At 61.1% G+C, this 24,383-nt stretch carries 23 protein-coding genes; 6 read left to right on the forward strand and 17 right to left on the reverse strand.

Annotated elements, in window-relative coordinates:
• Positions 1–106: 106 nt before the first annotated feature.
• Complete coding sequence (locus tag IEX53_RS12030) at positions 107–1,009, forward strand: LysR family transcriptional regulator (protein ID WP_188824393.1); 903 nt, start codon at positions 107–109, stop codon at positions 1,007–1,009.
• Positions 1,010–1,019: 10 nt separating this feature from the next.
• Here IEX53_RS12030 and IEX53_RS12035 read toward each other — a convergent pair whose 3' ends face one another.
• Both IEX53_RS12035 and IEX53_RS12040 read right to left on the reverse strand, forming a co-directional pair.
• A complete protein-coding gene (locus IEX53_RS12035) occupies positions 1,020–2,810 on the reverse strand; it encodes a chloride channel protein (RefSeq protein WP_188824394.1) in 1,791 nt (596 codons plus the stop codon).
• A gap of 159 nt (positions 2,811–2,969) precedes the next feature.
• A complete protein-coding gene (locus tag IEX53_RS12040) occupies positions 2,970–4,001 on the reverse strand; it encodes a LacI family DNA-binding transcriptional regulator (RefSeq protein ID WP_236016169.1) in 1,032 nt (343 codons plus the stop codon).
• Between the two features lie 214 nt (positions 4,002–4,215).
• Here IEX53_RS12040 and IEX53_RS12045 point away from each other — a divergent pair, with 214 nt between their 5' ends.
• The 4 genes from IEX53_RS12045 to IEX53_RS12060 all read left to right on the forward strand — a co-directional run bounded on the left by IEX53_RS12045 (position 4,216) and on the right by IEX53_RS12060 (position 8,282).
• Positions 4,216–5,652, forward strand: coding sequence for a sulfatase family protein (locus IEX53_RS12045; protein ID WP_188824395.1), 1,437 nt, complete (start codon positions 4,216–4,218; stop codon positions 5,650–5,652).
• Positions 5,653–5,762: 110 nt separating this feature from the next.
• The gene (locus IEX53_RS12050; protein WP_236016173.1) at positions 5,763–6,503 is read left to right on the forward strand and encodes an ABC transporter permease; all 741 of its coding nucleotides are present in this window, start codon (positions 5,763–5,765) and stop codon (positions 6,501–6,503) included.
• A complete protein-coding gene (locus IEX53_RS12055; protein ID WP_188824397.1) occupies positions 6,500–7,267 on the forward strand; it encodes an ABC transporter ATP-binding protein in 768 nt (255 codons plus the stop codon). The genes IEX53_RS12050 and IEX53_RS12055 overlap by 4 nt, the downstream gene beginning before the upstream one ends.
• A 40-nt stretch (positions 7,268–7,307) precedes the next feature.
• On the forward strand, positions 7,308–8,282 hold the full coding sequence (locus IEX53_RS12060) for an aliphatic sulfonate ABC transporter substrate-binding protein (RefSeq protein WP_373288636.1): 975 nt from the start codon (positions 7,308–7,310) through the stop codon (positions 8,280–8,282).
• Between the two features lie 161 nt (positions 8,283–8,443).
• Here the strand turns inward: IEX53_RS12060 and IEX53_RS12065 are convergent, their stop codons facing one another.
• Complete coding sequence (locus IEX53_RS12065; RefSeq protein WP_188824399.1) at positions 8,444–9,880, reverse strand: RtcB family protein; 1,437 nt, start codon at positions 9,878–9,880, stop codon at positions 8,444–8,446.
• Positions 9,881–10,423: 543 nt separating this feature from the next.
• The gene (locus IEX53_RS12070) at positions 10,424–11,977 is read right to left on the reverse strand and encodes an RNA-binding protein (protein WP_188824400.1); all 1,554 of its coding nucleotides are present in this window, start codon (positions 11,975–11,977) and stop codon (positions 10,424–10,426) included.
• A gap of 208 nt (positions 11,978–12,185) precedes the next feature.
• Here IEX53_RS12070 and rtcR point away from each other — a divergent pair, with 208 nt between their 5' ends.
• On the forward strand, positions 12,186–13,829 hold the full coding sequence (gene rtcR, locus IEX53_RS12075; protein ID WP_188824401.1) for an RNA repair transcriptional activator RtcR: 1,644 nt from the start codon (positions 12,186–12,188) through the stop codon (positions 13,827–13,829).
• Here rtcR and IEX53_RS12080 read toward each other — a convergent pair.
• From IEX53_RS12080 to doeB, 13 genes are all read right to left on the reverse strand, one after another.
• Positions 13,812–14,222: a hypothetical protein gene (locus IEX53_RS12080; RefSeq protein ID WP_188824402.1), complete on the reverse strand. Its 411-nt coding sequence runs from the start codon at positions 14,220–14,222 to the stop codon at positions 13,812–13,814. The two genes, rtcR and IEX53_RS12080, sit on opposite strands and share 18 nt — an antisense overlap.
• 117 nt (positions 14,223–14,339) lie before the next feature.
• Complete coding sequence (locus IEX53_RS12085) at positions 14,340–14,663, reverse strand: hypothetical protein (protein ID WP_188824403.1); 324 nt, start codon at positions 14,661–14,663, stop codon at positions 14,340–14,342.
• Between the two features lie 14 nt (positions 14,664–14,677).
• Positions 14,678–15,616: a 2-hydroxyacid dehydrogenase gene (locus tag IEX53_RS12090; RefSeq protein WP_373288634.1), complete on the reverse strand. Its 939-nt coding sequence runs from the start codon at positions 15,614–15,616 to the stop codon at positions 14,678–14,680.
• A gap of 31 nt (positions 15,617–15,647) precedes the next feature.
• Positions 15,648–16,427, reverse strand: a complete 780-nt coding sequence (locus IEX53_RS12095; protein WP_188824405.1) for an amino acid ABC transporter ATP-binding protein — start codon at positions 16,425–16,427, stop codon at positions 15,648–15,650.
• Between the two features lie 26 nt (positions 16,428–16,453).
• Positions 16,454–17,254, reverse strand: coding sequence for a transporter substrate-binding domain-containing protein (locus tag IEX53_RS12100; RefSeq protein ID WP_188824406.1), 801 nt, complete (start codon positions 17,252–17,254; stop codon positions 16,454–16,456).
• A gap of 106 nt (positions 17,255–17,360) precedes the next feature.
• Positions 17,361–18,017 (reverse strand): amino acid ABC transporter permease, encoded by a 657-nt coding sequence (locus IEX53_RS12105; protein ID WP_188824407.1) that lies wholly within the window; start codon positions 18,015–18,017, stop codon positions 17,361–17,363.
• A 9-nt stretch (positions 18,018–18,026) separates the two neighbouring features.
• Positions 18,027–18,695, reverse strand: a complete 669-nt coding sequence (locus IEX53_RS12110; protein ID WP_188824408.1) for an amino acid ABC transporter permease — start codon at positions 18,693–18,695, stop codon at positions 18,027–18,029.
• A gap of 104 nt (positions 18,696–18,799) precedes the next feature.
• On the reverse strand, positions 18,800–19,834 hold the full coding sequence (locus IEX53_RS12115; protein ID WP_188824409.1) for a LacI family DNA-binding transcriptional regulator: 1,035 nt from the start codon (positions 19,832–19,834) through the stop codon (positions 18,800–18,802).
• A gap of 354 nt (positions 19,835–20,188) precedes the next feature.
• Complete coding sequence (gene ehuA / locus IEX53_RS12120; protein WP_188824410.1) at positions 20,189–20,968, reverse strand: ectoine/hydroxyectoine ABC transporter ATP-binding protein EhuA; 780 nt, start codon at positions 20,966–20,968, stop codon at positions 20,189–20,191.
• The gene (gene ehuD, locus IEX53_RS12125) at positions 20,965–21,657 is read right to left on the reverse strand and encodes an ectoine/hydroxyectoine ABC transporter permease subunit EhuD (protein WP_188824411.1); all 693 of its coding nucleotides are present in this window, start codon (positions 21,655–21,657) and stop codon (positions 20,965–20,967) included. The genes ehuA and ehuD overlap by 4 nt, the downstream gene beginning before the upstream one ends.
• Positions 21,658–21,670: 13 nt before the next feature.
• Positions 21,671–22,336 (reverse strand): ectoine/hydroxyectoine ABC transporter permease subunit EhuC, encoded by a 666-nt coding sequence (gene ehuC, locus IEX53_RS12130; protein WP_188824412.1) that lies wholly within the window; start codon positions 22,334–22,336, stop codon positions 21,671–21,673.
• 60 nt (positions 22,337–22,396) lie between these two features.
• Positions 22,397–23,248, reverse strand: coding sequence for an ectoine/hydroxyectoine ABC transporter substrate-binding protein EhuB (ehuB, locus tag IEX53_RS12135; protein ID WP_188824413.1), 852 nt, complete (start codon positions 23,246–23,248; stop codon positions 22,397–22,399).
• A gap of 112 nt (positions 23,249–23,360) precedes the next feature.
• Positions 23,361–24,380, reverse strand: a complete 1,020-nt coding sequence (gene doeB / locus IEX53_RS12140) for a N(2)-acetyl-L-2,4-diaminobutanoate deacetylase DoeB (protein ID WP_188824414.1) — start codon at positions 24,378–24,380, stop codon at positions 23,361–23,363.
• Positions 24,381–24,383: the final 3 nt, after the last annotated feature.

Raw genomic sequence — 24,383 nt, forward strand, 5'->3', positions numbered from 1 at the left:
TCCCGTTCCACATCGTTGCGATTGTCGGATCAATCGCGTTCTTCGTTGCCATTATCGGAACAATGATTGATATGTGAAATGCCAAGATCGGAGATATTAATGCGCCATGAGCATCAATTGTGAAATTCTCGACCTGCGGGCCTTCCTCGCGGTGGTGGATCTACAAAGCTTTCACCGCGCCGCAGACCAGCTCAACGTCTCGCAGCCAGCGTTGAGCCGCCGAATCCAGAAACTGGAGCAGGCTATCGGCGCGCCGCTGCTTGAACGCACGACGCGCCATGTGGCGCCAACCGCGCTTGGCAGCGAACTCGTGCCGCTGGTCCAGCGCATGCTGGAGGAATTCGACGGTTCTCTGTTTTCAATGCGGGATCTGGGACCCAATCGCGGCGGGCTTGTCACGATTGCCTGCATCCCGACCGCCGCGTTCTATTTCCTGCCCACCGTCATCCGCCAGTTCAGCGAGGATTATCCGAACATCCGGTTTCGTATCCTTGATTTGACGGCCACAGAAGGCTTGCAGGCGGTGGCGCGCGGGGAGGTGGAGTTCGGCATCAATATCATGGGCAATTCGGACCCCGACCTCGTTTTCGACAAGCTGGCGGAGGACCCGTTCGTGCTGGCCGCCCGGCGCGACCATCCACTCGCCGAAAAGGCGGAGGTCGGCTGGCACGATCTGGAACCCTATCGCCTGATCACGGTCCATCGCTCCAGCGGCAACCGCACCCTGCTGGACGCGGCGTTGGCCCGCTCCAACATCAAGCTGCGCTGGTTCTATGAGGTAACGCATCTATCGACATCGCTGGGTCTTGTCGAAGCGGGACTCGGCATATCCGTGCTGCCGAAGATGGCGACGCCCCAAAACGACCATCCGTTCCTCGTCACCCGGCCCATCCGCAATCCCGAGATATCGCGCACCATCGGCGTGGTTCGCCGGCGCGGAGGCGTTCTTTCGCCAGCGGCGGAGCGTTTCCGCAGCATGCTGCTCGGTGTCTGGCTGGGACCGGAGTGAACCCATGCAATCAGATTGTTTCGCCGACCGCCTCCCGCCGCCTGCGGTCGAGTTCCTCGCTATAGCGGCGTAGCGTATGGGCTTCGCTGAGTTGCCCGATCACGCGCCGTTCGATCAAATTGTTCACCACGGCCAGCGCTTCGCTTTTTGACTTGTCGAAAATGGCGGCGGCCTGCTTTGCGTTCATCTGCGGATGGAGAAATTCATTGCGATAGCGGATGAGCGGCTCCAGCGTTGCCTTATCGTTATCCGTCGGCTCCTGCGCATAGACCTCCGGTATATGAATGATGCCGACATAGCGATCGTTGTCGTCCACTAGAATGGCCCGTTGAGCGGAGCCGAGCGGGAAGGTTTCCCGGAATTCTTTAAGCGAGAGATTTACGTTGGCTTTCTTCACGTCCGGACGCATCAGCTTTTCGACCGTCAGGTTGCGGATCCAGCCAATGTCATGAGCGCTGCGAATGCTTTCGCCCCGCAGGTGGAAGCGCCAGGTGGCGAAGGAATAGCCGAATGTCGTCCTGACGACGACCGACGAACTGATGACCGCCGCCAGCACCAGCGTCGTAATAGGGAAATCTCCGGTGATTTCCAGCGCCAGGAAAGTCATCGTAAGCGGTCCCCCGATGAGGGCGACAGCCAGCGAACTCATGCCGACAACGGCATAGACCGTCGGCGTCAGCGAGCCTGTCATGAAGAGGTCTGCGGGAAAGGCGAAAATCTTGCCGAGCAGAGAGCCCATCAGGAGCGATGCGAAGAAAAGTCCGCCGCGAAACCCTGAGCCTATGGAAATGGCCGAAGCTGTCGCCTTCAGCAGAAACAGAAGCGCAAGCGTCGTCAGGCTGCTATCCGTCTCGAAGTTCAGGTGCAGCGCTCCGTGACCGGCGGAAAGCACCTGTGGCGTGATCATGGCCAGCAATCCTACGACGAGGCCGCCCAGAGCGGGCCGGAGCGCCGCATGGATCGCGCTCTTGCGAGCCAGTTGCTCGGTGAATGCGACGCCCATCATGATGACGATGCCCAGCGCCGCGCAGATGGTTCCAAGCACAATCGCCGGCAGGTAATCGCCTGGCGCGATGGCGCCGATATCGCCAACCTCGATCAGGAAGGCATTGCCGGACAGCGTCCGAGCGACGAAAGTCGCGAGGATCGCCGCAGCGACGACGGGAACGAGCGCCGCGGCGCTATAGGTTCCGATGATCAGTTCCAGGGCGTAGAAGGCGCCGGTCAGGGGCGCGTTGAAGGCGGCGGCGATGGCGCCCGCTGCGCCGCAGCCCACCAGGATGCGTAGATCTTCGCGCCTGAAGTTCAGCTTCGTCCCCAGCTTGGATGCGATGCCGGAGGAAAGCTGCGTATAGCCCGCCTCCAGACCGACGGAAGCGCCAAAGCCGTTGGAGATCAGGTTCTGAACCGCGACGATGATGCTGTCCGTCAGCGAGATGCGTCCACCGTAAAGCGCATTGGCCTCGATCGGGTCGACGATCGGCCGGTTCCGGCGTTTCCGAAGGGCCAGATGGAGGACGCCCATCACGATGCCGCCGGCGACTGGCGCGCCCAGGAGAAGAAGCTTGTCCTCGATGACCGAGGCGCTCAACCATTCTTCATAGGAAATGCCGAAGATCAGGCTGTGCAGCGATCGGGATATCCAGCTCATGCCGCTGACGGCGCAACCTGCCGCAATGCCGGCCAGGGCGCCGCAAACGATCAGCCCGATCTCACTTCCTCTGGCAAAAGCTTTCTTTTTAAAGAGCTTCAGCCGCACCTTGGCCGCGTGTAACAGGTCTGGGATGGCAGCGGATCGCATGTTTTCTAGCTACTGAATTTGGAAACGGCCACGGAAGGCGGCTGTCACGTTGCGTGGGTTAGCGACGGGATTTGGGAGGATCTGGTAAGCGCCAGACGCGCTCATGCATAATAGTTTCGAAGCCGACGATGATTTCCGCAAGTTATCGCCGCTGTCAGATCAAGGCATTTGACGGCGCGTGCTTTTCCTCATCACCAGCTTCCAGTCCACGACGGTAGTCTGCGGCTCTGCGCCGTTTATTCGTCGGATAATGGCATCCGCCGTCAGCCGGCCGATGCGTTCGCGGTCCGGGCGGATCGTGGTGAGCGACGGGGTGACGCAGCTGGCGGCTTCGCTGTCGCCGAAGCCGATCACGCCGATATCGTCAGGCACGCGCCGGCCCCGGTTGCGCAGCGCGCGGAGCACGCCGAATGCGACGGCGTCGCTGTTGCAGGCGATGGCATCGATTTTGGGATGTTGCTGCAAGAGTTCGATAGCCAGCCGTTCCCCTAGTTCCGGACTGCCGCCTTCTGCAACCGTGTGCCTGATGATGGGCGGCAGCCCTGCCGCCGCCGCTGCGGTCTCCAGCCCATTGAGGCGCTTCTGGGCGCGCTTATCATTGTCGCGCACGCTGCCGAGAAAGGCGAGCCGCTGGTAGCCCTGGGCGATCAGATGTTCGGCCTGGGCTGCGCCGACGCGTGCGTGATCGAAGCCCACGGCCGTGTCGATCACGTCGCCGCCGATATCCCACATCTCGATGACAGGGATGGCAGACATCTTGAGAAGCTCGACCACTTTTGGCGGATGATCGACGCCGATGATGGCGACCGCCGCCGGACGCCAGCTGAGAATCGAGCGGACGAGCCGCAATTCCTGGGTCTCATTGTACCTCGTATTGGCGAGCATGACCTGGAGATCGTGCTCCAGAAGCGCCGATTGCAGCGTATCGATGATGCTGGCGAATTCGGAATAGTAGAGCGAGGTGACCACGACGCCGACGATGTCCGACCGCGTGCCGGAAAGTCCGCCTGCGAGCCGGTTCGGCACATAGTTGAGTTCCTCCATCGCAGCGTTGATGCGGTGGCGCAATTCGGCCCGCACCGTGTTGGGAGCGCGTAGCGCGCGGGACACAGTGTTGACCGAAACGCCCACCCGCTCGGCTATCGAGGCGAGCGTTGGAGCCGTCCGCGCCTCCTTGTCGGTGGTTTCCATTTTTATTTCAGACCGCAAATTTGAAAAAAGTGATCGTTGCGTTATCGATAACTTTGTGCCATCCTTTTGATGGAGAGGCAAGCGGAATAGAGGCAACAGCCCGTTCTTTCGCTTGGAGCATGATCCCGAAACGTTGCAGACTTTTCGGATAATACGATCATGCGGCTAGAAAGAAGCGAGCCGGCGAAGACCGGCGCCATGGAGGAAGGCGCGCATGGCCGAGAAGCCGAACATCATCCTGATCATGACGGATCAGCAGCGCTATGATTCGATTGCCGCGCTGGGCTTTCCCTATGCCGTGACGCCCAATCTCGACGCGCTGGTTGAAAAGGGGGTGGCGTTCAGCAATTGCCACATCACCGCGCCGAGCTGCGTGCCGTCGCGCGCCAGCCTGTTCACCGGCTATTATCCGCACACGACGGGCGTCCTCGCCAACGGCCAGAAATGGCAGCGGACATGGGTGGAGCAATTGCGCGAGGCGGGTTATCGCTGCGTCAATATCGGCAAGATGCACACCATTCCGTATAATGCGGACTCCGGCTTCCACGAGCGCTATGTCGTGGAGAACAAGGACCGCTATCTGGAGGGACGCTGGTATTTCGACGAATGGGACAAGGCGCTCGCCGCTCACGGCCTCGTCAAGCAGCAGCGCGAGACCTATCGGGAGCGCGAGGATTATCGCGAGCGGCTCGGCTGTTTCGACTGGGAGTTGCCGGAGGATTTGCATGCGGACGCCTTCGTCGGCCACATGGCGAAATGGTGGGTGAACACCTACCCGTTGAGCGAGCCCTTGTTCCTGCAAGTCGGCTTTCCCGGCCCGCATCCGCCTTTCGACCCGCCGGCGCGGTTTTCCGAGCCTTACCTGAAACGGAACGACCTTCCGGTTCCACAGCCGACAAAGGAAGAACTGGACTCGCTGCATCAGGAACTGAAAGACAAGCGCCGGCACGACGTCGAGGTCGATCATGATTCCGTCGTCTGGAGCCTCGACCCGGCACCCGACCAAATGCAGCGGCTGTGGGCGCATTATCTGGGCAATGTCACGCTGATCGACGAGAAGATCGGCGAATTGCTCGAGGCCTTGAAAGCGAGGGGCTATCTGGAAGACGCTATCGTCATCTTCACCTCTGACCATGGCGAGTGTCTGGGCGAGCATGGCCTGATCCAGAAATGGTCGATGTATGACGCCGTCACCCGCGTTCCCGCCATCATCTGGTCCACGGCGAACCGGTTCGAGGGGGGGCGGGCGATCGATGGGCTGTGCCAGCTGTTCGATTTAGGTCCCACCATCCTCGAATATGCCGGCATCACGCCGCCTGATAGCTTCGAGGCGCGGAGTCTAAAGCCAGCGCTGGAGGGGGAGGGGTGGCAGCCCCGCGCGCATGTGTTCTGCGAGCAGATCGGCGATGTCGCGATGGCGGGCGGCGTGGAATTCATGACCGGGATTCGCAGCGAGTGCTGGAAGCTTGTCCACTTCAAGGGCTCTGACGATGGGCAATTGTTCGATCTCGAAAACGATCCGAAGGAGGTGAAAAACCTCTGGAACGACCCCGCCTATGCCGAACGGAAGCGCGAGCTTCTCGACGTGATGCGCGACTGGCTGATCGAGTCGAACTTCCGCACGCGCGATCTCATGATGGATGCACGATGAGCTGAGTCGTAAGAAACGCAACGCTTGCGCAGGGAGGGAGACCCATGTCGGCGGCCATGCTTGAGGAGAATTCCGGGAAGGCGCAGAAGCCGTCTCTCCTGTCACGGCCGATGGGCGTGCTTATGATCAACGCCGCCGCCATCATCGCAGGCCTTATCCTGTGGGCCGCCGTCACCGCGCATGGCGTGGTGGGCCTGCCGACGCCGCTCGCGGTGGCGCATCAGGCCGTGGCGCAGGCTGAGAGCGGGCTGCTCTGGTCCGATGCGATCGCAAGCCTCGGGCGGGTGTTCTCAGGGTTTGCGCTGGGGATCGCCGTCGCCATTCCGGTCGGCTTTCTCATGGGCTGGTACCGTATCGCCCGGGGGATCATCGAGCCCTATGTCCAGTTCGTCCGGACCATCCCGCCGCTCGCCATCATTCCGCTCGCCATCGTCACCATGGGGATCGACGAAACCCCGAAAATATTCGTCATCTTCCTGGCGTCGTTCCTGTCGAGCGTGATCGCCACTTATCAGGGCGTCGTCAATGTCGACAAGACGCTGATCAACGCCGCGCGGGTTCTGGGCGCCAGGGATTTCACCATCTTCCGGCGGGTCATCGTACCGGCCTCTCTACCCTATATCATGGTCGGCGTGCGCATCGGGCTCGGCTCCTCCTGGGCCACCGTGGTGGCGGCGGAGCTGATCGCCGCGCAGTCGGGCCTCGGCTTTCGCATGCAGCAGGCTCAGCTCTACTACGATTTGCCCACGATTTTCGTCAGCCTCATCGCCATCGGCGTGCTCGGCCTCATCATGGACCGGATCGTCATGAGCCTGGATAGCTGGATGACCGCCTGGCAGGAAAAGCTATGAGCACCAAGATCTCGTTCCAGAACGTCACCAAGACTTATCTGTTCGCCGGGCAGGCGTCCTTCAACGCGCTTGAGGGACTCAACCTCGATATCGCCGATGGCGAATTCATCACCGTGGTCGGTCCATCCGGCTGCGGCAAGTCGACGGCGATGAACATCGCTGCCGGGCTGACTACGCCGTCGTCGGGGCAGGTGATGGTCGACAATGTTCCAGTAAAAGGACCGGGGCCGGAGCGCGGGGTGATCTTCCAGCAATATGCGCTCTTCCCCTGGCTGACGGTGCGCGAGAATGTCGAATTCGGCCTTCAGATATCAGGGCATGCGAAGGCGGAGCGCCGAAAGATCGCCGATCATTTCATCGGTCTCGTCGGCCTTACCGATTTCGCCGATGCGCTGCCCAAGACGCTGTCGGGCGGCATGAAGCAGCGCTGCGCCATCGCGCGGGCCTATGCGGTCAACCCGAAGATTTTGCTCATGGACGAGCCGTTCGGAGCACTCGATGCTTTGACCCGCGTCCAGCTTCAGGATCAACTGCTCGCCACCTGGGAGGCGGAGCGGCGCACTGTCATGTTCATTACCCACGATGTCGACGAAGCGGTCTATCTGGCGAGCCGTGTCGTCGTCATGGCCGCCCGGCCGGGCCGGCTCCACAAGATCATTCCGGTCGATCTGCCCTATCCGCGCACCGAGGAGATGCGCCTTTCGCCGGAATTCGCCGCATTGCGCAATGAGGTCTGGCGGTCCGTCTATCATAGGGCGGCCTGATCTCCATGATCGATAAATCAAAGGGGAGGAATGAAACTTGCTGACGAGACGCAATTTGATAAAAGCCACGGTGGCCACCGCTGCCATCAGCCAATTCGCCATCGGCGGCAAGGCACGGGCCCAATCCGCCGACATGACCATCGGCTATATCGCCGATTTCCCCAATGCCAGCGTGCTGGCGATTGCCGAGGACCAGAAGCTCTGGGAAGCCGAGGGCATCACGCCATCGGTGAAGGTCTTCACCAATGGGCCGATCCAGATCCAGGCGATGGGCGCGGGCAGCCTTAATTTCGGAACCATCGGGCCGGGCGCGCTTTGGCTACCGGCAAGCGGTCGTGCCAAGGTGATCGGCGTCAACGATATCGGCTTCTCCGACCGCGTGATCGCGCAGGGCAATATCGGCTCTGTCGCAGACTTGAAGGGCAAGAAGGTGGGCGTACCACAGGGCACGTCTGGCGACATGATCCTCCGGCTGGCGCTGACCAAGGCCGGATTGGCGGTGGGCGATATCCAGATGGTGCCGATGGATCCGTCCACCGTGGTTTCCGCCTTCACGTCGAAGCAGATCGACGCCGCGGGCATCTGGTATCCGCTGATCGACGCGATCAAGCCGCGCGTTCCCGACATGAAGGAAATCGCCACCAATGAGGATTTCTATCCGCAGACCTCGTTCATCAACACCTTCGTCGCCCGAAACGAGATCGTGGCCGAAAACCCGGAACTGGTGAAGGCATTCCTGCGTGTCATGAAGAAGGCGATGGATTACCGCGTCGCCAATCTCGACCGGTCCATAGCGATCACCACCGCCTTCCTCAACGCGCCCGCCGGCGCGACGGAGAAGGTCGCCCGCAGCCGGAAGATGCTGACGTCGCAAGAACTCGACGCCTTCACCAAGGACGGCACCGTCAACAAATGGCTGACCGATTTCAATAAGATGTTCGTGGAATTCGGAACTGTAAAAGCCCCGCTGCCGCCGGAACAGTTCTACACAAGCGATCTCTTTGTGAATGCCTGACTGTAGCCGTAGCCGGTCGGTTCCCTATTGTTCGCTAAGCTGAAAAGCCCCATCCGTCCCACAGGTTTCGTCGCGCCGCGGCGGGAATACCTTGAGGGTTTCGCGTGGACATTTCATTGCGAATTGAAAGCGGCCCGAAACATGCGTTCGGGCCGTTCGACTCACTGCGCGTTCTGGGCGCGTTTCTTCTTTTTATTACGCCAGGGCGCGTTCTTCTGCCAGTCGCCGGCCATGATCGACCCGTAGGGGATAACCTCGTCGACGATCTCGGCCAGGCCATATTCACCGATCTGCGCTTTAACCTGCGCGGCGTTCTTGTAGGCGCCCGGCAGTTCGGAAACGTCGGGTATGCCGCTGAAGAAGCGCACGTCGAGCCCTGCGGTCTCCTTCGCCATGATGTCGGCGATGTTGTTCGGGCTCAAGCCACGGGAGTCCGCGCCATATTCAACCGCCAACTGACGCAGATGCGCCGAGCGCGAGAAATTGCGCCCCGCCCCATGCGGCGAGAAGCCGAGACCATGGGCGGCATTGGAGCCGCGCACGATCAGGATCGCTTCCGCCATGTTGAGCGGAATGATGGTGAGATCGGTCGCGTCCGGCGCCCAGCCGTCGAAAGCGGGCGTAGCGCCCTTGCCGTGGTAGAACAGGCCGTCGGATTTGCGGAAGACGAAATTATGCTCGTTCCAGAAGCGGTCCGCCACCCTGGCGCCGAGCTTTGCCACCGCCATGTCGTGGATGGCGAAATGGTTCTCCTTCGTCCATTGCCGCACGATCTGCAGCGCGTCCCAATAGGTTTCGCCTTCCTCGCTTTCCGCCGGAATCCAGGCATTGTGGGTCAGCGTTCCCGGCGACAGCATTTCGCGGAACCGGTTGGCGACCCTCATGCCGCGCTCATAGAGCCGGGCGCCGGGGCCGCGCGAACCGTGATGGGTAACGAGCGCCGTCTCGCCTGATGATTTCATCTGCCCGACATAGGCGAAATGGTTGCCGTCGCCCTGCGTCGCGAAATGCTCGATCGCCGCGCTGGTGATCTGGTTCAGATAATGATTGCCGTCGAAGGCGGCGAGGGTTGCCTCGGACGGCTTGATCTGCGCGCCGCGCGGACGCCCGCCGGGGCCGAAATGCGTCACGGCATGAACGGCATCGAGCAGGTCACGCGGGCTGACGCCCGGCAGGACCGAAATCGCCATGGAGCAGCAGATGTCCGCCGAATGCATGCCGGGATGGATCGCTTCCGAGGCAACCACGCCGCCCACGGGAATCGTGCCGATGGGCCCGGATGGGCAGGCATCGGGCATGATCGCCGCGGCGCGGACGACCGGCGTGCGCGCCAATTCGCGCATGGTGGCGCGCACGCTCTCGACATTCGCCAGCTCCGCTGCGTTTTCGGCGCGGATATTTACGTGAATGTCGATATCCCCGGCTCCCTTCAGCGGCAGAGTGGGGGCGGGCTGGTATTCCAGCGCCGCCGCAAGCGCGGCTTCGCGCGAACCGCCGCTGCGCAGCACGGCATTGCCCGCGTCAAGCGCGTCGCGGAACCATTTACCCTGCAACAAACCTGCGTCGATCAAATCCTGACCGCTGAGTGTCTCAATCATTTTCTTCCCTGCGTTCGCAGTCCTTCTGGTTCGGTTTGGTTCTTTATTGGCAAGTTGAAGACGGGCGGCGGCGACAAGGGAGAGTGAAACCCGGGTGGTCCCGCCCATGCCAGAGAGCGTATCGCAAGGAGGAGTCGAACCTGCCAGACCACCCATGGGAGTGCGCTGTAGTTCCACTCGGCATTCGCCGCTGCCCGTCTTCGTCCGGCGACAAATGTTTGAGAAACATCTTCCCTCGCGGGAAGGCGGGCCTCGAACCCGTTCGCCTCGCGGCTTACCGATGTAGTTCCTCAGGCATTCGCCGGATATCTTTATTCGCGCATGATCTTCCGAAAAGTCTGCGACTTCCGGGGATCATGTTGTAGCCGCAACGACAAGAATTGGTTGAAACGCCCGCTCTACCGCTGAGCTACGGGTTCACAGAAAGTGGAGAACCCGGCGGGATTCGAACCCGCGACCTGGAGAGTAACGATCTGTAGTTTCAACCGGCATTCGTTGCGGCCTCCCGCGCCGTTCACGAGGCGGCGCGGGGTATTCTTTGTCTCAAAGCGTTATGGCTTCGATTTTCTTCGTCCATGCGTCGGAGCCCTTGCCTTCGGCAAAGGCCGCGATGACCTCGAAGACGGCGTCGGAAAATCCGCCGACATTGAGGATGTCGCCGCGCGTCGGCGCCTGCGTCGTCCGGTAGGGCTGGATATCGAGGCAAACCAGCTTTGCAGCCGGGTTGCGCCGCTTGATCCGCGCCCATTCCTGCATGGTCGCCGTGCCCCGCCCGTTCGGACGCGCATCCACCCAGGACTCATTGTCCGAGATGAACACGACCAGATCGACCTTCGCACGCTCCTTGGCGAGCTTCGCCAGCGGCGCGGAGCAATTGGTTCCGCCGCCACCGATGCGCGACAGCTTCTCGGCATTGGTCATCACCGAGTCGCGTCTGTTAAGGCGGATATCGACGACATCCTGCTCGAACGGCAGCACGCGGGCATGCGGGTTGCGCTGCAGGAACGCCGCGGTCATCAGGCCGGCAACATCGATGCAGCGGACGACCGAGGTCGCCCCCGGGCGATAGCCGGTCACCGACGAACTCATCGAGCCCGATACGTCGGGGCACAGAACCACATGGCCGCCAAGCGACGGCACATTGGCAATCGCCGCGTCCATCGCCGCCTGCAGCGCGTCGCGCACCATTTCCGGCACAGCTGCGGACGCCGCTTTCCACGTCGCCATGAGCTGATAGGGGAAGACCCGGGCCTTGCGCACCGCTGCCGGGTCGGCGAGCCGCCCCGCTATGTCCCGCGCGACGCCCTCGACCTCGAACACGCCGTTGCGCGCAAAGGTGTTAAGGTTCTGGCGCACCATCTGCCAACTGCCGTTCCGCGCAATCTCCACCCAATGCTCCCGCTTCAGCGGCAACGAGGTGAGCAACTGGAACGGCACGTCCGGCACCGGCTGCGACAGGTCGCGGCGGAACGCTTCCAGCGCCTTCACCTCCTCCGGCAGGGCGGCATAGTCATGGGGCTTGCCGATCATCCAGGCGTAAAGCGCCTTGCGCTCCTCGCCCGACGGTTTCGGGTGAACCATCTTGACGACATCCGCCAGCGACGGATCGCTGCCGACCATGGCGTTCAGGAGCTGGCGGGTCGTGGCCGTCTCCAGCCAGGCCTGCACCATCCTCTTCGGGCGCGTGCCCAGCGACTTGCGCCCCATCGTGCCCGAGCGCATGATCTGCACGAAGCCGCGCAGCACCTTGCCGCTCTTCACCACGCGCGGAAAGGCACGGGCGAAGGCGTCGCTCTGCAGCGTCGACAGCATGGCGAGCAGCGCCACCGGCATGTCCTTCATCAGGCCCTTCTCGGCGGCATAGACCGCGACCTTGGCCAGGAATTCCGGCTCCACCTGCGCGGCCAGCTCCCGCACGGCCTGAAGCTGCGCTTCGCCATCGGCATAGAAGGTGCCGTTGAAGGTTCCCGTCACGGCGAGCTGTGCCAGCGCCTCCTTCGGCGTCAGGCTATAGGCGGGCGCGCCGGCCTCGTTCACCGCGTTCGGCGCCGGAAGCAGCTTGCCCAGATAGGTCTTGAAGATTGCCTTGTTCACCATGGCATCACCTCTGAATGTTCTCTTGCCCGATACATACCAAGAAGCGTGCCAATTGCCTTCCGAAGCGCTGATTGGGCGGAAGAAAATTTATAAGCTATTGGAAAATATAAGAAATAAAATTTAGAGAAATTTTCTGGCCTGCCGTTGCCGGTTCAAGCTCGCTTCGGTATCTTATAAATATGGATATAACTTTATATAATTGGATAAGATGAAAAAGCGGGTCGCCATCAGCATCCTCGGTACGACGCTCGATGTGGGCAAGCTGGACAAGCGCTGGAGCCGCTGGCGGCCGAATGTAGCGCTGTGCCAGCAGCCGGGCCTGTTCATCGACCGGCTGGAATTGCTGCACGACAATCATTCGGAGAGCTTGGCGAGCCGGATCGTCGGCGATATCGAGATGGTGTCGCCCGCCACGCAGGTGCGCCGCAATGTGGTGAAATTCGCCAATCCCTGGGATTTCTCGGAGGTCTATACGACGCTGCGCGATTTCGCCCGCGCCTATCCGTTCGATCCGGACGCGGAGGATTATCTCGTCAACATCACCACCGGCACGCATGTGGCGCAGATCTGCTGGTTCCTGCTAACGGAGGCGCGCATCATCCCGGCGCGGCTGCTGCAATTGTCCCCGTCGCGACATAGGGATCTAGACCTGGAGGGGGAGCTCAGCTTCGCCGGCACGCACAGCATCATCGATCTCGACCTTTCCCGTTATGACGAGATCGCCAAGCGCTTCGCGTCCGAGCGGGAAGATGCCGCCGCCTTCCTCAAATCCGGCATATCGACGCGCAATGCCGCCTTCAACCGGATGATCGACCGGATCGAGCGTGTCGTCATCCGGTCCACCGCGCCGGTCCTGCTGACAGGGCCGACAGGGGCGGGCAAGTCGCAGCTGGCGCGCCGCATCTATGATCTTAAGAAGGCGCAGCACAAGGTGACAGGGCCGTTCGTGGAGATCAATTGCGCGACCCTGCGCGGCGACCACGCGATGGCGACCCTGTTCGGCCATGTCAAAGGCGCCTTTACCGGTGCGGTGGGCGAGCGGCCTGGGCTGCTCAAATCGGCTGACAAGGGGGTGCTGTTCCTCGACGAAATCGGCGACCTCGGGTTCGACGAGCAGGCGATGTGCTTGCGCGCCATCGAAGACAAACGCTTCCTCCCGGTGGGATCGGACAGGGAGGTGTCGGCGGATTTCCAGCTGATCGCCGGAACCAACCGCGACCTCGGCGACGACGTGCGGGCAGGGCGCTTCCGAGAAGACCTTTATGCCCGGCTCAATCTGTGGACCTTCCGCCTGCCCGCCCTGCGGGAGCGGCCGGAGGATATCGAGCCGAATGTCGAGTTCGAGCTGAAACGCTATCTGGAGCGCGAGGGGCAGAATGTCACCTTCAACAAGGAAGCCCGCCAGCTTTATCTCGATTTCGCCATCAGCGCGGAAGGGCGGTGGAACGCCAATTTTCGTGACCTCTCCGCGTCCATCACGCGCATGGCGACCTTGGCGCCGCAGGGGCGCATCACGGTCGATGACGTCGAGGACGAGATCGCTCGGCTCAAATCCCTGTGGCGTATCGGTGAGCCCGGCGGCGCGGAGACGGGCCTTATCGATGAGGTGCTGGGCGCGGAGGCGGAGCGGCTCGACCTGTTCGATCGCTGCCAGCTTGAAACCGTCCTGAAAGTCTGCCGCGAAAGCGCCTCTCTCAGCGCCGCCGGGCGAGTGCTTTTCGCAAGGTCCCGGTTGGAAAAGAAAAGCGCCAACGATGCCGACCGCCTCGGCAAATATCTAGCACGCTTTGGGCTGAACTTCGAAGACGTAAAAGAACGCGGGGCGGGCAAAGGCTCATGGTCCGCAGCGTGATTTGTGCGCGGCGTCCATGGTTCTATTTGGGACGCATTGCGCGGCGAAACATGCGAACCACCGCAGGTATTGAGTGGTTCTCACCCCGACGCCGGCAGTCATCGCGAACCCCGAAGCGGCATTCGCTGAATCGATGGCGATTTCGTCAACCAGACGCCGTTCGAACGGCTTATTCAGAAACTCGTCAATCTGGCACAGCGTCTGGGCTTTAAGCAAATCGAGCAGGCGCAATTGCCGCGAGAGCAAATGGGAACCATCGCAGCATTCTTTCCCGGGCGCATTTTTCCGGTGGTGCAAGCGGAAACGGTTGCGGCCTTGCTCCGCAAGGCAGGCTTTCGAGACGTAACCATCGACACTGACATGCGCAAGATTCATCGCGCCCAAGCCCGGCATATGAGTTTCTGGAAGGGCCTCCCCCGGACCGTACAGCACCGCTATATGTCATCAGAGCGGTAAAGCCATCCTGATCGGTTATCTGGCCGTTACGATGGCCAATTTTATCTTTGCGCTTCACCCATGCGCCATGTCGAAGACATGATGATGGATATGGCCGTCGAACATTTCGAGGAGGCCCTTTGTCATCTCCCGGCTTTCGTAACGCACGGGAGATTCGAGCACGGCGGCGAGCGTTTCGCGGCCATCGAACATGGTGGAAAGCACCATCGGGTAGGATGGAGCGCCTGCATCGCGCTCGATATTGTAGAGTACGCGCACTTCCTTCACGCCCGGAAATTGACGCCACATGGGCAGCAGTTTTTCCGTGACGTAAGCCTTGAAGGCCTCCTCGCGTCCGGGGTGAATGCTGCCTTCGAAGAAAGCCTGGCGGATAATCATGGTCTGGATTCCGGTCAATTGACAACGGTGGGCGGCGTGCGGTCCTCGAAATAGGCCGCTACATTGGCGAGCACCAGCTCACCCATGGCGATGCGGGTTTCCACCGTTGCGCTGCCTTGGTGCGGCATGAGCACCGTGTTGCGAGCGGTAAAGAAGGCCTCGCGGATTTTCGGCTCGCCCGCGAACACGTCGAGGCCCGCGCCTGCGATGCCGTCCGCATTGAGGAAAGCCAGAAGCGCGTCCTCGTCCACCACGCTGCCGCGCGCGACGTTGATGAGGATGCCATCGGGGCCGAGCGCCGACAGGACGCCCGCATCGACGATCCGCTCCGTCGCCGGGCTGGCGGCGATGCAGACGGCCAGCACGTCGCTATCGCGCGCGAGGTCCACCGGTGTCTCGTGACGCATCCATCCGGCATCGGCGACAGGCGAGCGGTTCCAGTAGCGTACAGCCATGCCGAACGCCTCGGCCCGCTTGGCCAACGCGCGGCCGATCTGGCCCAGACCCAAAATTCCGATACGCTTGCCCCTCGGGCTCATGCCAAGCGGGAACGGCTCACCTTGCGCCCAGCGGCCCTCGCGCACCATCCGGTCGCCTTGCGGAATGCGGCGCATGACCGCCAGCATGAGCGCCATGCCCATATCGGCCACATCGTCGGTCAACACGCCCGGCGTGGTGGTGACGTGAATGCCCCGGCTGCGGGCGAAGGGAAGGTCCACCTTGTCCGTGCCGACGCCGTTGATGGCAATGATGCCCAGGCTGGGAAGACGCTCGATCCAGTCATTGGAAAGGCCCGAACCGCCACCCGTAACAACTACCCGGATCGCAGGAAGCGCGGCTTCGATGGTCCCGGCTTCCGACGGATCGTATAGCCGGTGCACGGTATAGGCCGCGTCGAGCCGTTCCTCGATAGCATTCATCATCGGCTCGACGAGGAGGATATTTTCCTTCACGCTGTTCGTCCTTTTAGGGAATGGGGTTGGGTCAGGCGATCTGACCGAGAAAATTCCTCGTGCGCTCATGCTTCGGATTGCCGAAGAACTCGTCCGGCGAGCCCTGTTCCAGGATTTCGCCGCGGTCCATGAAGATAACGCGGTCGGCGACGCTGCGGGCGAAGCCCATTTCATGCGTCACGCACAGCATGGTCATGCCTTCGCGAGCAAGGTCGATCATCGTGTCGAGCACTTCCTTGACCATTTCCGGGTCGAGTGCCGAGGTCGGCTCGTCGAAAAGCATGATCTTCGGGTTCATGCACAGCGCCCGCGCAATGGCAACCCGCTGCTGCTGTCCGCCGGAAAGCTGCGCCGGATATTTCTCCGCCTGTTCTGGAATGCGCACCCGCTCCAGGAATTTGCGCGCCGTCTTTTCTGCCTCTGGCTTGGAGACGCCGCGCACCTTCATCGGAGCAAGGGTGCAGTTCTCCAGCACCGTCATATGCGGAAAAAGATTGAACTGCTGGAAGACCATGCCGGTTTCCTGCCGCACGCGCTCGACATTCTTGCCGCCCGCGGTCAAGCCGTGGCCATCGACAACGATACGGCCCTTCTGGATGGTCTCCAGCTGGTTGATGCAGCGGATCAGCGTGGACTTTCCGGAGCCGGAGGGGCCGCAGATCACGATCCGCTCACCCCGGCGCACCGAGAGGTGGATGCCCTTCAGCACCTGGAAAGTACCATACCATTTTTCAACGCCTTCCATCAGGACGGCGATATCGGGCGCTCCCCGCACGTCACCTTGCGATGGGCTGGCCGTCACCTGTGTCATACGGGGAACTCCTCTTCTTTGGCTGTTTACTTGGCGTCTGAGACGAAGTCGGGCAGCGGCGAGCCGAGCCACTTCTCATGAATTTTGTTCAATTCGCCGTCCGCTTTCGCCTTGTCGATGAACTGATTGACGAAGTTCAGAAGCTCGGTGGAACCTTTGCGCACCGCGATGCCCTGCACCTGACGGCTCAGCTGGAGCTTCTGGTCGAAGCGCCCGGGAGCGGCCTTCTCGATCTGCGCCGCCACCACATTGGAAACGCCGATCAGATCCACCTGGCCGGAGAGCAGCGCCTGCACCGCGCTGGCGTCGTCATCGAAGCGCTGGATCTTCGCCCCTTCCGGCGCAACCTTGGTTACGGCCATGTCCTGCGTACTGGCGCGGGCGACGCCGATGGTCTTGCCCACCAGATCCTCGGGCTTGGACACCGCCACGTCCTTGGCGCCGAAAATGCCGATGGAGATGCCCGCATAAGGCTTGGAGAAGTCGACATTCTTCGCCCGCTCCGGCGTAACGCCGAGCGAGGCGACAAGCACGTCGACCTGGCCGCTCTGGAGGTATGGAATGCGGTTCGGCCCGGTGACCGGCACGATCGTCGCCTTCACGCCGAGCGCCTTGGCGAGCAGCTTGGCTACATCGGCGTCATAGCCATCGGGCTCATTCTTCTCATTCATGATGCCGAAGGGCGGAAAATCGACCAGCATGCCGATCTTCACCGCGCCCGCGGCCTTGATGCCTTCGACGGTCTGGGCCGAGGCGCTCGTTGCCACTGCGCCCGCCATCAAACCGGCGGCAATCACTGCCATTGCGATGCGTCTTGTAATGTTCATTTCCCTGTCCTTGCCTGGTTAAGCGCCGGTCCTCCCCCCGGCAGGGGTTCTCTTGTTCAGCCGCATGATCTTGTCCGAAAGCCTGCAACTCTATCGAGATCATGCTCTAACGTGCCGTTGCGCGGGAAAATTTATGCTCCATGCGCCGCGCAATGAGAGCGAGCGGCCAGCACAGCACGAAATAAACCGCCGCCACCGTACCGAACACCAGAAACGGGCTGAATGTCGCATTGTTGATGATCTGTCCCTGCCGGGTAAGCTCGGTGAACCCGATGATCGAGGCAAGCGACGTACCCTTGATGAGCTGAACCAGAAAGCCGACCGTCGGGGCCACGGCAATACGTGCGGCCTGCGGCAGGATAATGTAGCGCATGCGGTTGAAGTAGCGCAGTCCCAGCGCCGTCGCCGCCTCCCGCTGGCCTGACGGCACCGCCTCGATGCAGCCGCGCCAGATTTCGCCGAGATACGCGCTGGCATGGAGCGTCAGAGCCACGGCCGCCGCAAGCCAGGGATTGATGGGGAACCCGAAAATATTCATGCCGAAGAAAACCAGGAAGAGCTGCATCAGCAGCGGCGTTCCCTGGAACAGCCGGATGAAGCCGGTGGCGAGAAGCCGCGGGACTCGTGCATTCGAGACGCGGATGAGCGCGATCAGCAGACCTCCGATGCCGCCGCCGGCAAAGGCGATGGCCGAAAGCGCAATGGTCCACTGCGCCGCCATGACGATGATAAGGAACTCGTTCCAGCCGAAAGGTCTGATCATGCCCGGCTCCTATCGGCTCAGCGGGTATTTGAAGGCCATCTTCCCGATGAGGGAGAAGATGGCGGAGAAGCCCAGCGACATCGCCAGATACATCAGCGTGATGACGATATAGACCTCGAAGCTGGCAAAGGTGGAGGATTGCAGATCGTTGCCGGCGGCGGCAAGATCGGTGGCCGATATCGCCGAGACAACGCTGGACGTGAGCATCAGATAGATGAACTGGCTGGTGAGCGACGGATAGACCGTGCGCAGCGCCGGTTTCATGACGATGTAGCGGAAGACCTGCAGCTTTGACAGGCCGAGCGCGGTGCCCGCTTCCATCTGACCCTTTTGGATCGACTCGATTCCGGCGCGGATGATCTCGGTGCCATATGCCCCGAAATTAATCACCAGCGCCAGCACCGCTGCACCGTTGGGGGACAGGCGCAGCCCTACCGAAGGCAGGCCGAAGAAAATGAAGAATATCTGCACCAGGAAGGGCGTGTTGCGGATGATCTCGATATAGGCGTCGATCAGCCAGCGCAGCGGCGCCGGGCCGGAGGTTTTGCCCCAGGCGCAGACGATCGAAACGAGGAGACCGAGCAGCATTGCCCCACAGGAGAGCTCGATGGTGTACCAGGCTCCCAGCAGAAGCTGGTCGAACGAGGCAAGCACCGGCGCGAAATTGAATTCATGCATGAAGAGCCCTCCCTGTCCAACATCTCGCTCTCCTTCGAGACATCGGTCATTTAGATCGATCTAAAAGTTAATGGCGCCGCCGTCAACCGTTAATCTTCCCTGGATCAGGCGGTCAAAGCAGCAGCCGGTCCGCAGGATTGGCGCACATGGAAAACCGCCGGCCTGACCATGCTGCGTGGCGGCAGGGCTGGCTCCTTGAGCCGGTCGAGCAGCAGCCGGGCTGCATTCTTGCCGATTTCAGCCGGCATGGTCGCGACCGAGGTCAGCCGGGGGCGAACGGCCTCGGCGTCGGTGACGTCGTCGAAGCCAACGAGCGACAGGTCGCGCCCTATGGCAATGCCCCGGTCATAGAGTCCGGCGGCAAGCCCAAGGGCAATGACGTCATTGAAGCAGATGACCGCCGTGGGTTGGGTCTGCTCCTCGAAAAGAAGATGCGCGGCCGCCGCGATCCGGACGAGCTGGTCGGGAACGCGGATGATCATGCTGGCATCGAAGCCATGCGCGGACATGGCCTCGCGGAACCCGTCTACCCGCTCCTGATAAGCCGGGTGGATGAGGCCATGCACGGCAAACGCGATTTTTTCATGCCCCAACGACGAGAGATATTCGACTGCCTGCCGCATTCCGCCCGCATAATCGACGCCGGCATAATCCACATGGTGAGAAAAACGGCGCAGAACCTGCACCAGCGGCAGGCGCCAATCGGCAAGGCGCCTGAACAGATCCGGTTCGGTCCCCGCGGCGGGGCAAAGAATGAGCCCGTCCACTCCATGTTCGCGCATCCGCTGGATGACCATATCCTGCCGGTCCGGGAGATCGGCGCTATTGGCGAGCAAAACCACCATGCCCGCGACATCAATCACGCTCTCTATACCGGCCAGCAATTCGGCAAAAAACGGGTTGGTCAGGTTAGGCACAATCACCCCAACGGTGTGGCTGCGCTCCGCCCGCAAACGCGCCGCGCCGAGATTGTAGACATAGCCCAGTTCCTTGATGGCGGCCTGAACACGCAGCCGCGTCGCCTCGCCGACCAGCGGACTGTTGCGGATGACGAGCGAAGCCGTCGCGCGGGAAACATTCGCCCGCTGCGCCACGTCGAGCAGCGTCGCGCGGCTTTTCTTTGAATCTTCTGAGGCCATGCGCTTGGCTTATGTCAGATCAAACCGGGGCGCAACTCCGCGCTGATGACTGGGAAGTGGTACCTCATTTCGCGATAGCGGCATCGAACAGGTTGTACTCATTATGAAGAACAATTGGTCCCGGTGCGGCTGCTCGCTGCCGCCGTTCCCTCCTGAAGGGCGTGCTTGCGCTGAAAACAAGCTCGACACCCAGCAGGCCGTGCAGGAGGCACTTGCCGAAGACACCGGGGACCCGACCCAGACCAACGGCCGCTAAACTGCCGATCGCGATTTATGGTGGCTGCTTCCTATATCCCTTCCATCTGTGCAATGTTCTGATCCAATGCGCCTTTGACGGCCTCGTCGAGTTCGGCGTCACTGTAGAACTGAAGATAGAAATTCCCGCGTCCGTTCCTGCTGTGGCGCGCCGAATATTTCATTCGGTTTACCCTCTTCGCAGATACGGCCCTTATCGAAAAAGCAGACGCGGTCGGAGATTTCACGGGCAAAACGCATCTCGTGAGTGACGAGCAGCATCGTCAGATCGTGCTCATGCGCCAATCCACGAATGACAGAAAGTACTTCGCCTACAAGTTGGGGATCAAGCGCCGAAGTCGGCTCATCGAAAAGCAGAACCCGAGGGCGCATAGCAAGCGCGCGGGCGATCGCCACGCGCTGCTGCTGTCCGCCGGAAAGTTGCGCCGGGTAGTGATCCTTTTTGTCCGCCAGCCCCACCATCTGGAGCAGTTCGATCGCCCGTGCCTCGGCTTCTGGACGCTTCATCCCCAAGACCCGGATCGGCGCTTCGACAACGTTGCGAAGCACTGTCATATGGGGAAAGAGATTGAAGCTCTGGAATACCATGCCCACGTGATTGCGGATCTGGCGCAAATGTTTCTCGGAAGCCAGGAACCGCCCCTTGCCGCCCGGCTCGTGATAGGATGTACCGTCAAGCGTGAGCCTGCCTTCCTGAAAAGGCTCGAGCGTCATCAGGATGCGCAGGACGGTCGATTTCCCGGAGCCGGACGGCCCGATCAGCGTAACCTTTTCACCCTTCGCGACGCTGAAATTGAAATTGTCCAGCACTGTCAGAAGACCGAAGCGCTTCGTCACATCGGAGAATTTGATGAGGGGCTGATTGATGTCGGTGGTCATCGCAAGGGTATTCCTGCTTTTGGAAGAGCTTTCTGCAATCGGTGGAGGCCTGCTGAGCAGATCAGCGTCAGGAGAAGGAAGATCAGACCGACAAGCGTCAGCGGCACGAGATATTCGAAGGTGCGTTCGCCAATCATGTTGGCTAGCCCCATCATCTCAAGTACGGTGACCACGGAGAGAACCGGCGTTTCCTTGATCATGGCGACGAGATAGTTGCCCATGGCCGGCACGATGCGCGGAATGGCTTGTGGAATGATGATGTCGCGATAGGTCTGCATCCGCGTCAGATTGAGCGCAGTTGCTGCTTCCCATTGTCCACGATGCACGGCTTCGATGCCGCCACGATAGACTTCCGATGTGTAGGCCGCATATTGCAGACCGAGCGCCAGCGCGCCGGTGAGGAACGCCGGAAGCACGATGCCGAAATCGGGCAGCACGTAATAAAGGAAGAATAGCTGCACCAGCAAAGGCGTGTCGCGCAGGAACTCTACGATCAAAGCGGTCGTCCAGGAAACCGCCTTGACCTGGCTGCGGCGCAGCAGAGCGAAGACGAGACCAAGCACCAGCGCGATGGCAAAGCCGGCGGCGGCTGCCTTCAACGTGACTGTCAAGCCGATCAGGATGATGGGCAGGATCGAGATCGTGTAGGTGAGCCAGGTCGTCGTGTCCCATTCGTAACCGTACATCATAAAGGCAACGTCCTCACAAATGACCTGCGCGCGGAAACACGCTGCCGCGGCGCACGAAACGCTCGATCATCCGGATCGCGACCATCAGCACGAGCGCCATGGCGAAGTAGCAAAGGAGCGTGATCGAGTAGATGCTTGCGCTGTCGAGCGTGATGTTGCGGATCGACTGCGCCGCGAAAGTGAGATCGGCGATGGAAATCAGCGACACCAGCGAGGAGAGCTTCAGCGTCTCGATCGCAAGGTTGCCGAAAGCGGGCATCATCTCGACGATTGCCTGCGGCAGCGAAATGCGAAACAGCGTCTGAAAGCGGCCGAAATTCAAGGCACGAGCGGCCTCCAGCTGCTGTGCGGATACAGACGAGAGCGCGCCGCGCACGATCTCCGCTCCATAGCCACCGGCATGGGCGGCCAGAACCAGAATGCCGGTCGTCATGGGCTCAAAGCTCAGACCGACCAGAGGCAACGCATAGTAAAACCAGAAAAGTTGGACGAACAGCGAGGTGCCACGAAACACCTCCGTGTAACAAAGCGCGCCGGTCGACAGGATCGGCCCGCCCTCGACACGCAGAATGCCGAAAAAGAAGGCTAGCACCGCGCCGATGGCGATCGACGCGAGCGTTATCGTCATGGTGACGACCGCACCTTGCCAGAGCATTGGAAAATAGGCTGTCCAGTCCATCTGGAAGACTCCCAAGTTTCGTTCGAACGGCGCTCGATCCGGATCGAGCGCCGTCAGCCGTTACTTGCCTGCGCAGAGGTCCGCGACCTTCTTTTCGGCAGCCGCGGCAATGCTCTGTTCGGAAAGGCCGTACTTGGTGAGGATCGCTTTGTACTCGTCCGTCTTGCGGAATTCGACCAGGGCTGCGTTGAAGGCGTCGCGCAGTTCCTTGTCTTCCGGGCGGAAGGCGAAGCCGCCATAATTGCGAACGGGCGCCCCTTTAACGATCGGGTCCTCGAACGGCGCTACCTGTTCGACCTGGGCCTGACCTTTGGCGAGTGCGGAGACGGTCAGCTCGGTAGCCGCATAGGCATCGGTCCGGCTCTGAACGGTCGGGATCGCATCTGCATTGGCCGGGATAAAGACGATTTGTTCATCCTTGACGCCGACCGCACGCAGGAAGTCGACATTGTTCGCGCCTGAGACAACGGCCACTTTCAACGACGGATCCTTGGCGATGTCGGCATAGGTCTTCAGACCCTTCGGGTTGCCCTTCTTCACCAGAAGCCCCTCGCCATAGGACGAGTTCGGTTCGGTAAAGGCCACCTGCTTGCAGCGTTCCGGCGAGATATTCTGTTCAGCGGCAGCAAAGTCAAAGCGGCGCGCCTTCAGGCCGGGGATGAGCGTGCCAAACGGCGTTACCGTCCAGTTGACGTCGTTGATGCCCATGGATTTGAGCACGGCATTGGCGACGTCAGGACCGATCCCGGCGGAAGTGCCGTCGGGTTGCATATAGGAATAGGGGACCTCATTGGCCGTCGCGGCGCGGATAAAACCCTGCTCCTTGACCTCTTCCACTGTAAGTGCGCTGGCAGACGCGATGCCAATAGCAAGAGCGAGCACAGAAAGTCCCGTGATTTTCGTGATGCGCATGTCTAGTTCTCCTCTGGTTGGTGGATCGTGGCCCGTTTTCGAGTCTCACGCTGTTCTTCTCGCTAGAGCATGATCCCGAAAAGTTGCAGACTTTTCGGATAAGATCATGCAGCTAAAACAAGGGTTTTTCCGCAATCGTCGCGATGACGGAAAGGCAATCTCCGGCTTTGATGAGGCCGGGAACGTGGCGCGCAGCAAGCACGCCATCCATGGCGGCGCGGTAATCGACGGGCGCGATGCCGGTCTTGCCGACAGGATAGACCCGGGCAATGATGTCGTTCGTCTTGACCGGTTCGCCGAGATCGCGGGCAAAAGCGACGAGTCCGTCATCCTGCGCAAAAGTGAAGCAGTCGCTCGATGGCATGTCCAACCAGCGCGTCGGCCGAATGTCCGGCGCGCCCTTTAAAATTCCGGCATGGCGCAGGAGATTGAGGCAGCCTCTGCGCGCGATGTCGATGGAACGGGCGCTTGCTGTTCCGGCCCCGCCAAGCTCGGTGGTGACGAATACCTTGCCCATATCCTCGACGGTCGTATCCAACATGCCGACCGCGTCGATCTCCAGCATCTTCATCGAATAGGGCGCCGCGAAAGCCGCAACAGCATCGAAGCAACGCTTTTCCTGATCCTTATCGGGCAGTTCATGCGCTGCGGCATAGGGCAGGAAATCCAGCGTCTTGCCGCCCGAATGGAAGTCGAGCACGATGTCAGCCAGCGGTATCAGATGGCGGGTGACGTAATCGGCGATCTTCTCGGTCACCGTGCCGTCCGGGCGTCCCGGAAAGCTGCGGTTCAAATTTCCTCTGTCGATCGGCGAGGTACGCGTGCCGGCTCGAAATGCCGGGTAGTTGAGCGCCGGCACGATGATGATGCGTCCGCTCACCTGCGACGGATCAAGCGTCTGCGCCAGTTCAAAGAGGGCAGCGGGACCTTCATACTCATCGCCGTGATTGGCACCGGTTAGCAGGGCCGTTGGACCTTCGCCATTGGCAATAATGCAGACCGGGATCATCACCGAACCCCAGGCGCTGTCATCCCGGCTATAGGGGAGGCGCAGGTGCCCGTGTTGGACGCCTTTGGCGTCGAAATCAACGGAGGGCGTGATCGGCGAGGGGCGGGGCAAGCTGGTCAGCATCGC

The organism is Paramesorhizobium endophyticum, assembly GCF_014640615.1.
Taxonomy (GTDB): Bacteria; Pseudomonadota; Alphaproteobacteria; order Rhizobiales; family Rhizobiaceae; genus Paramesorhizobium; species Paramesorhizobium endophyticum.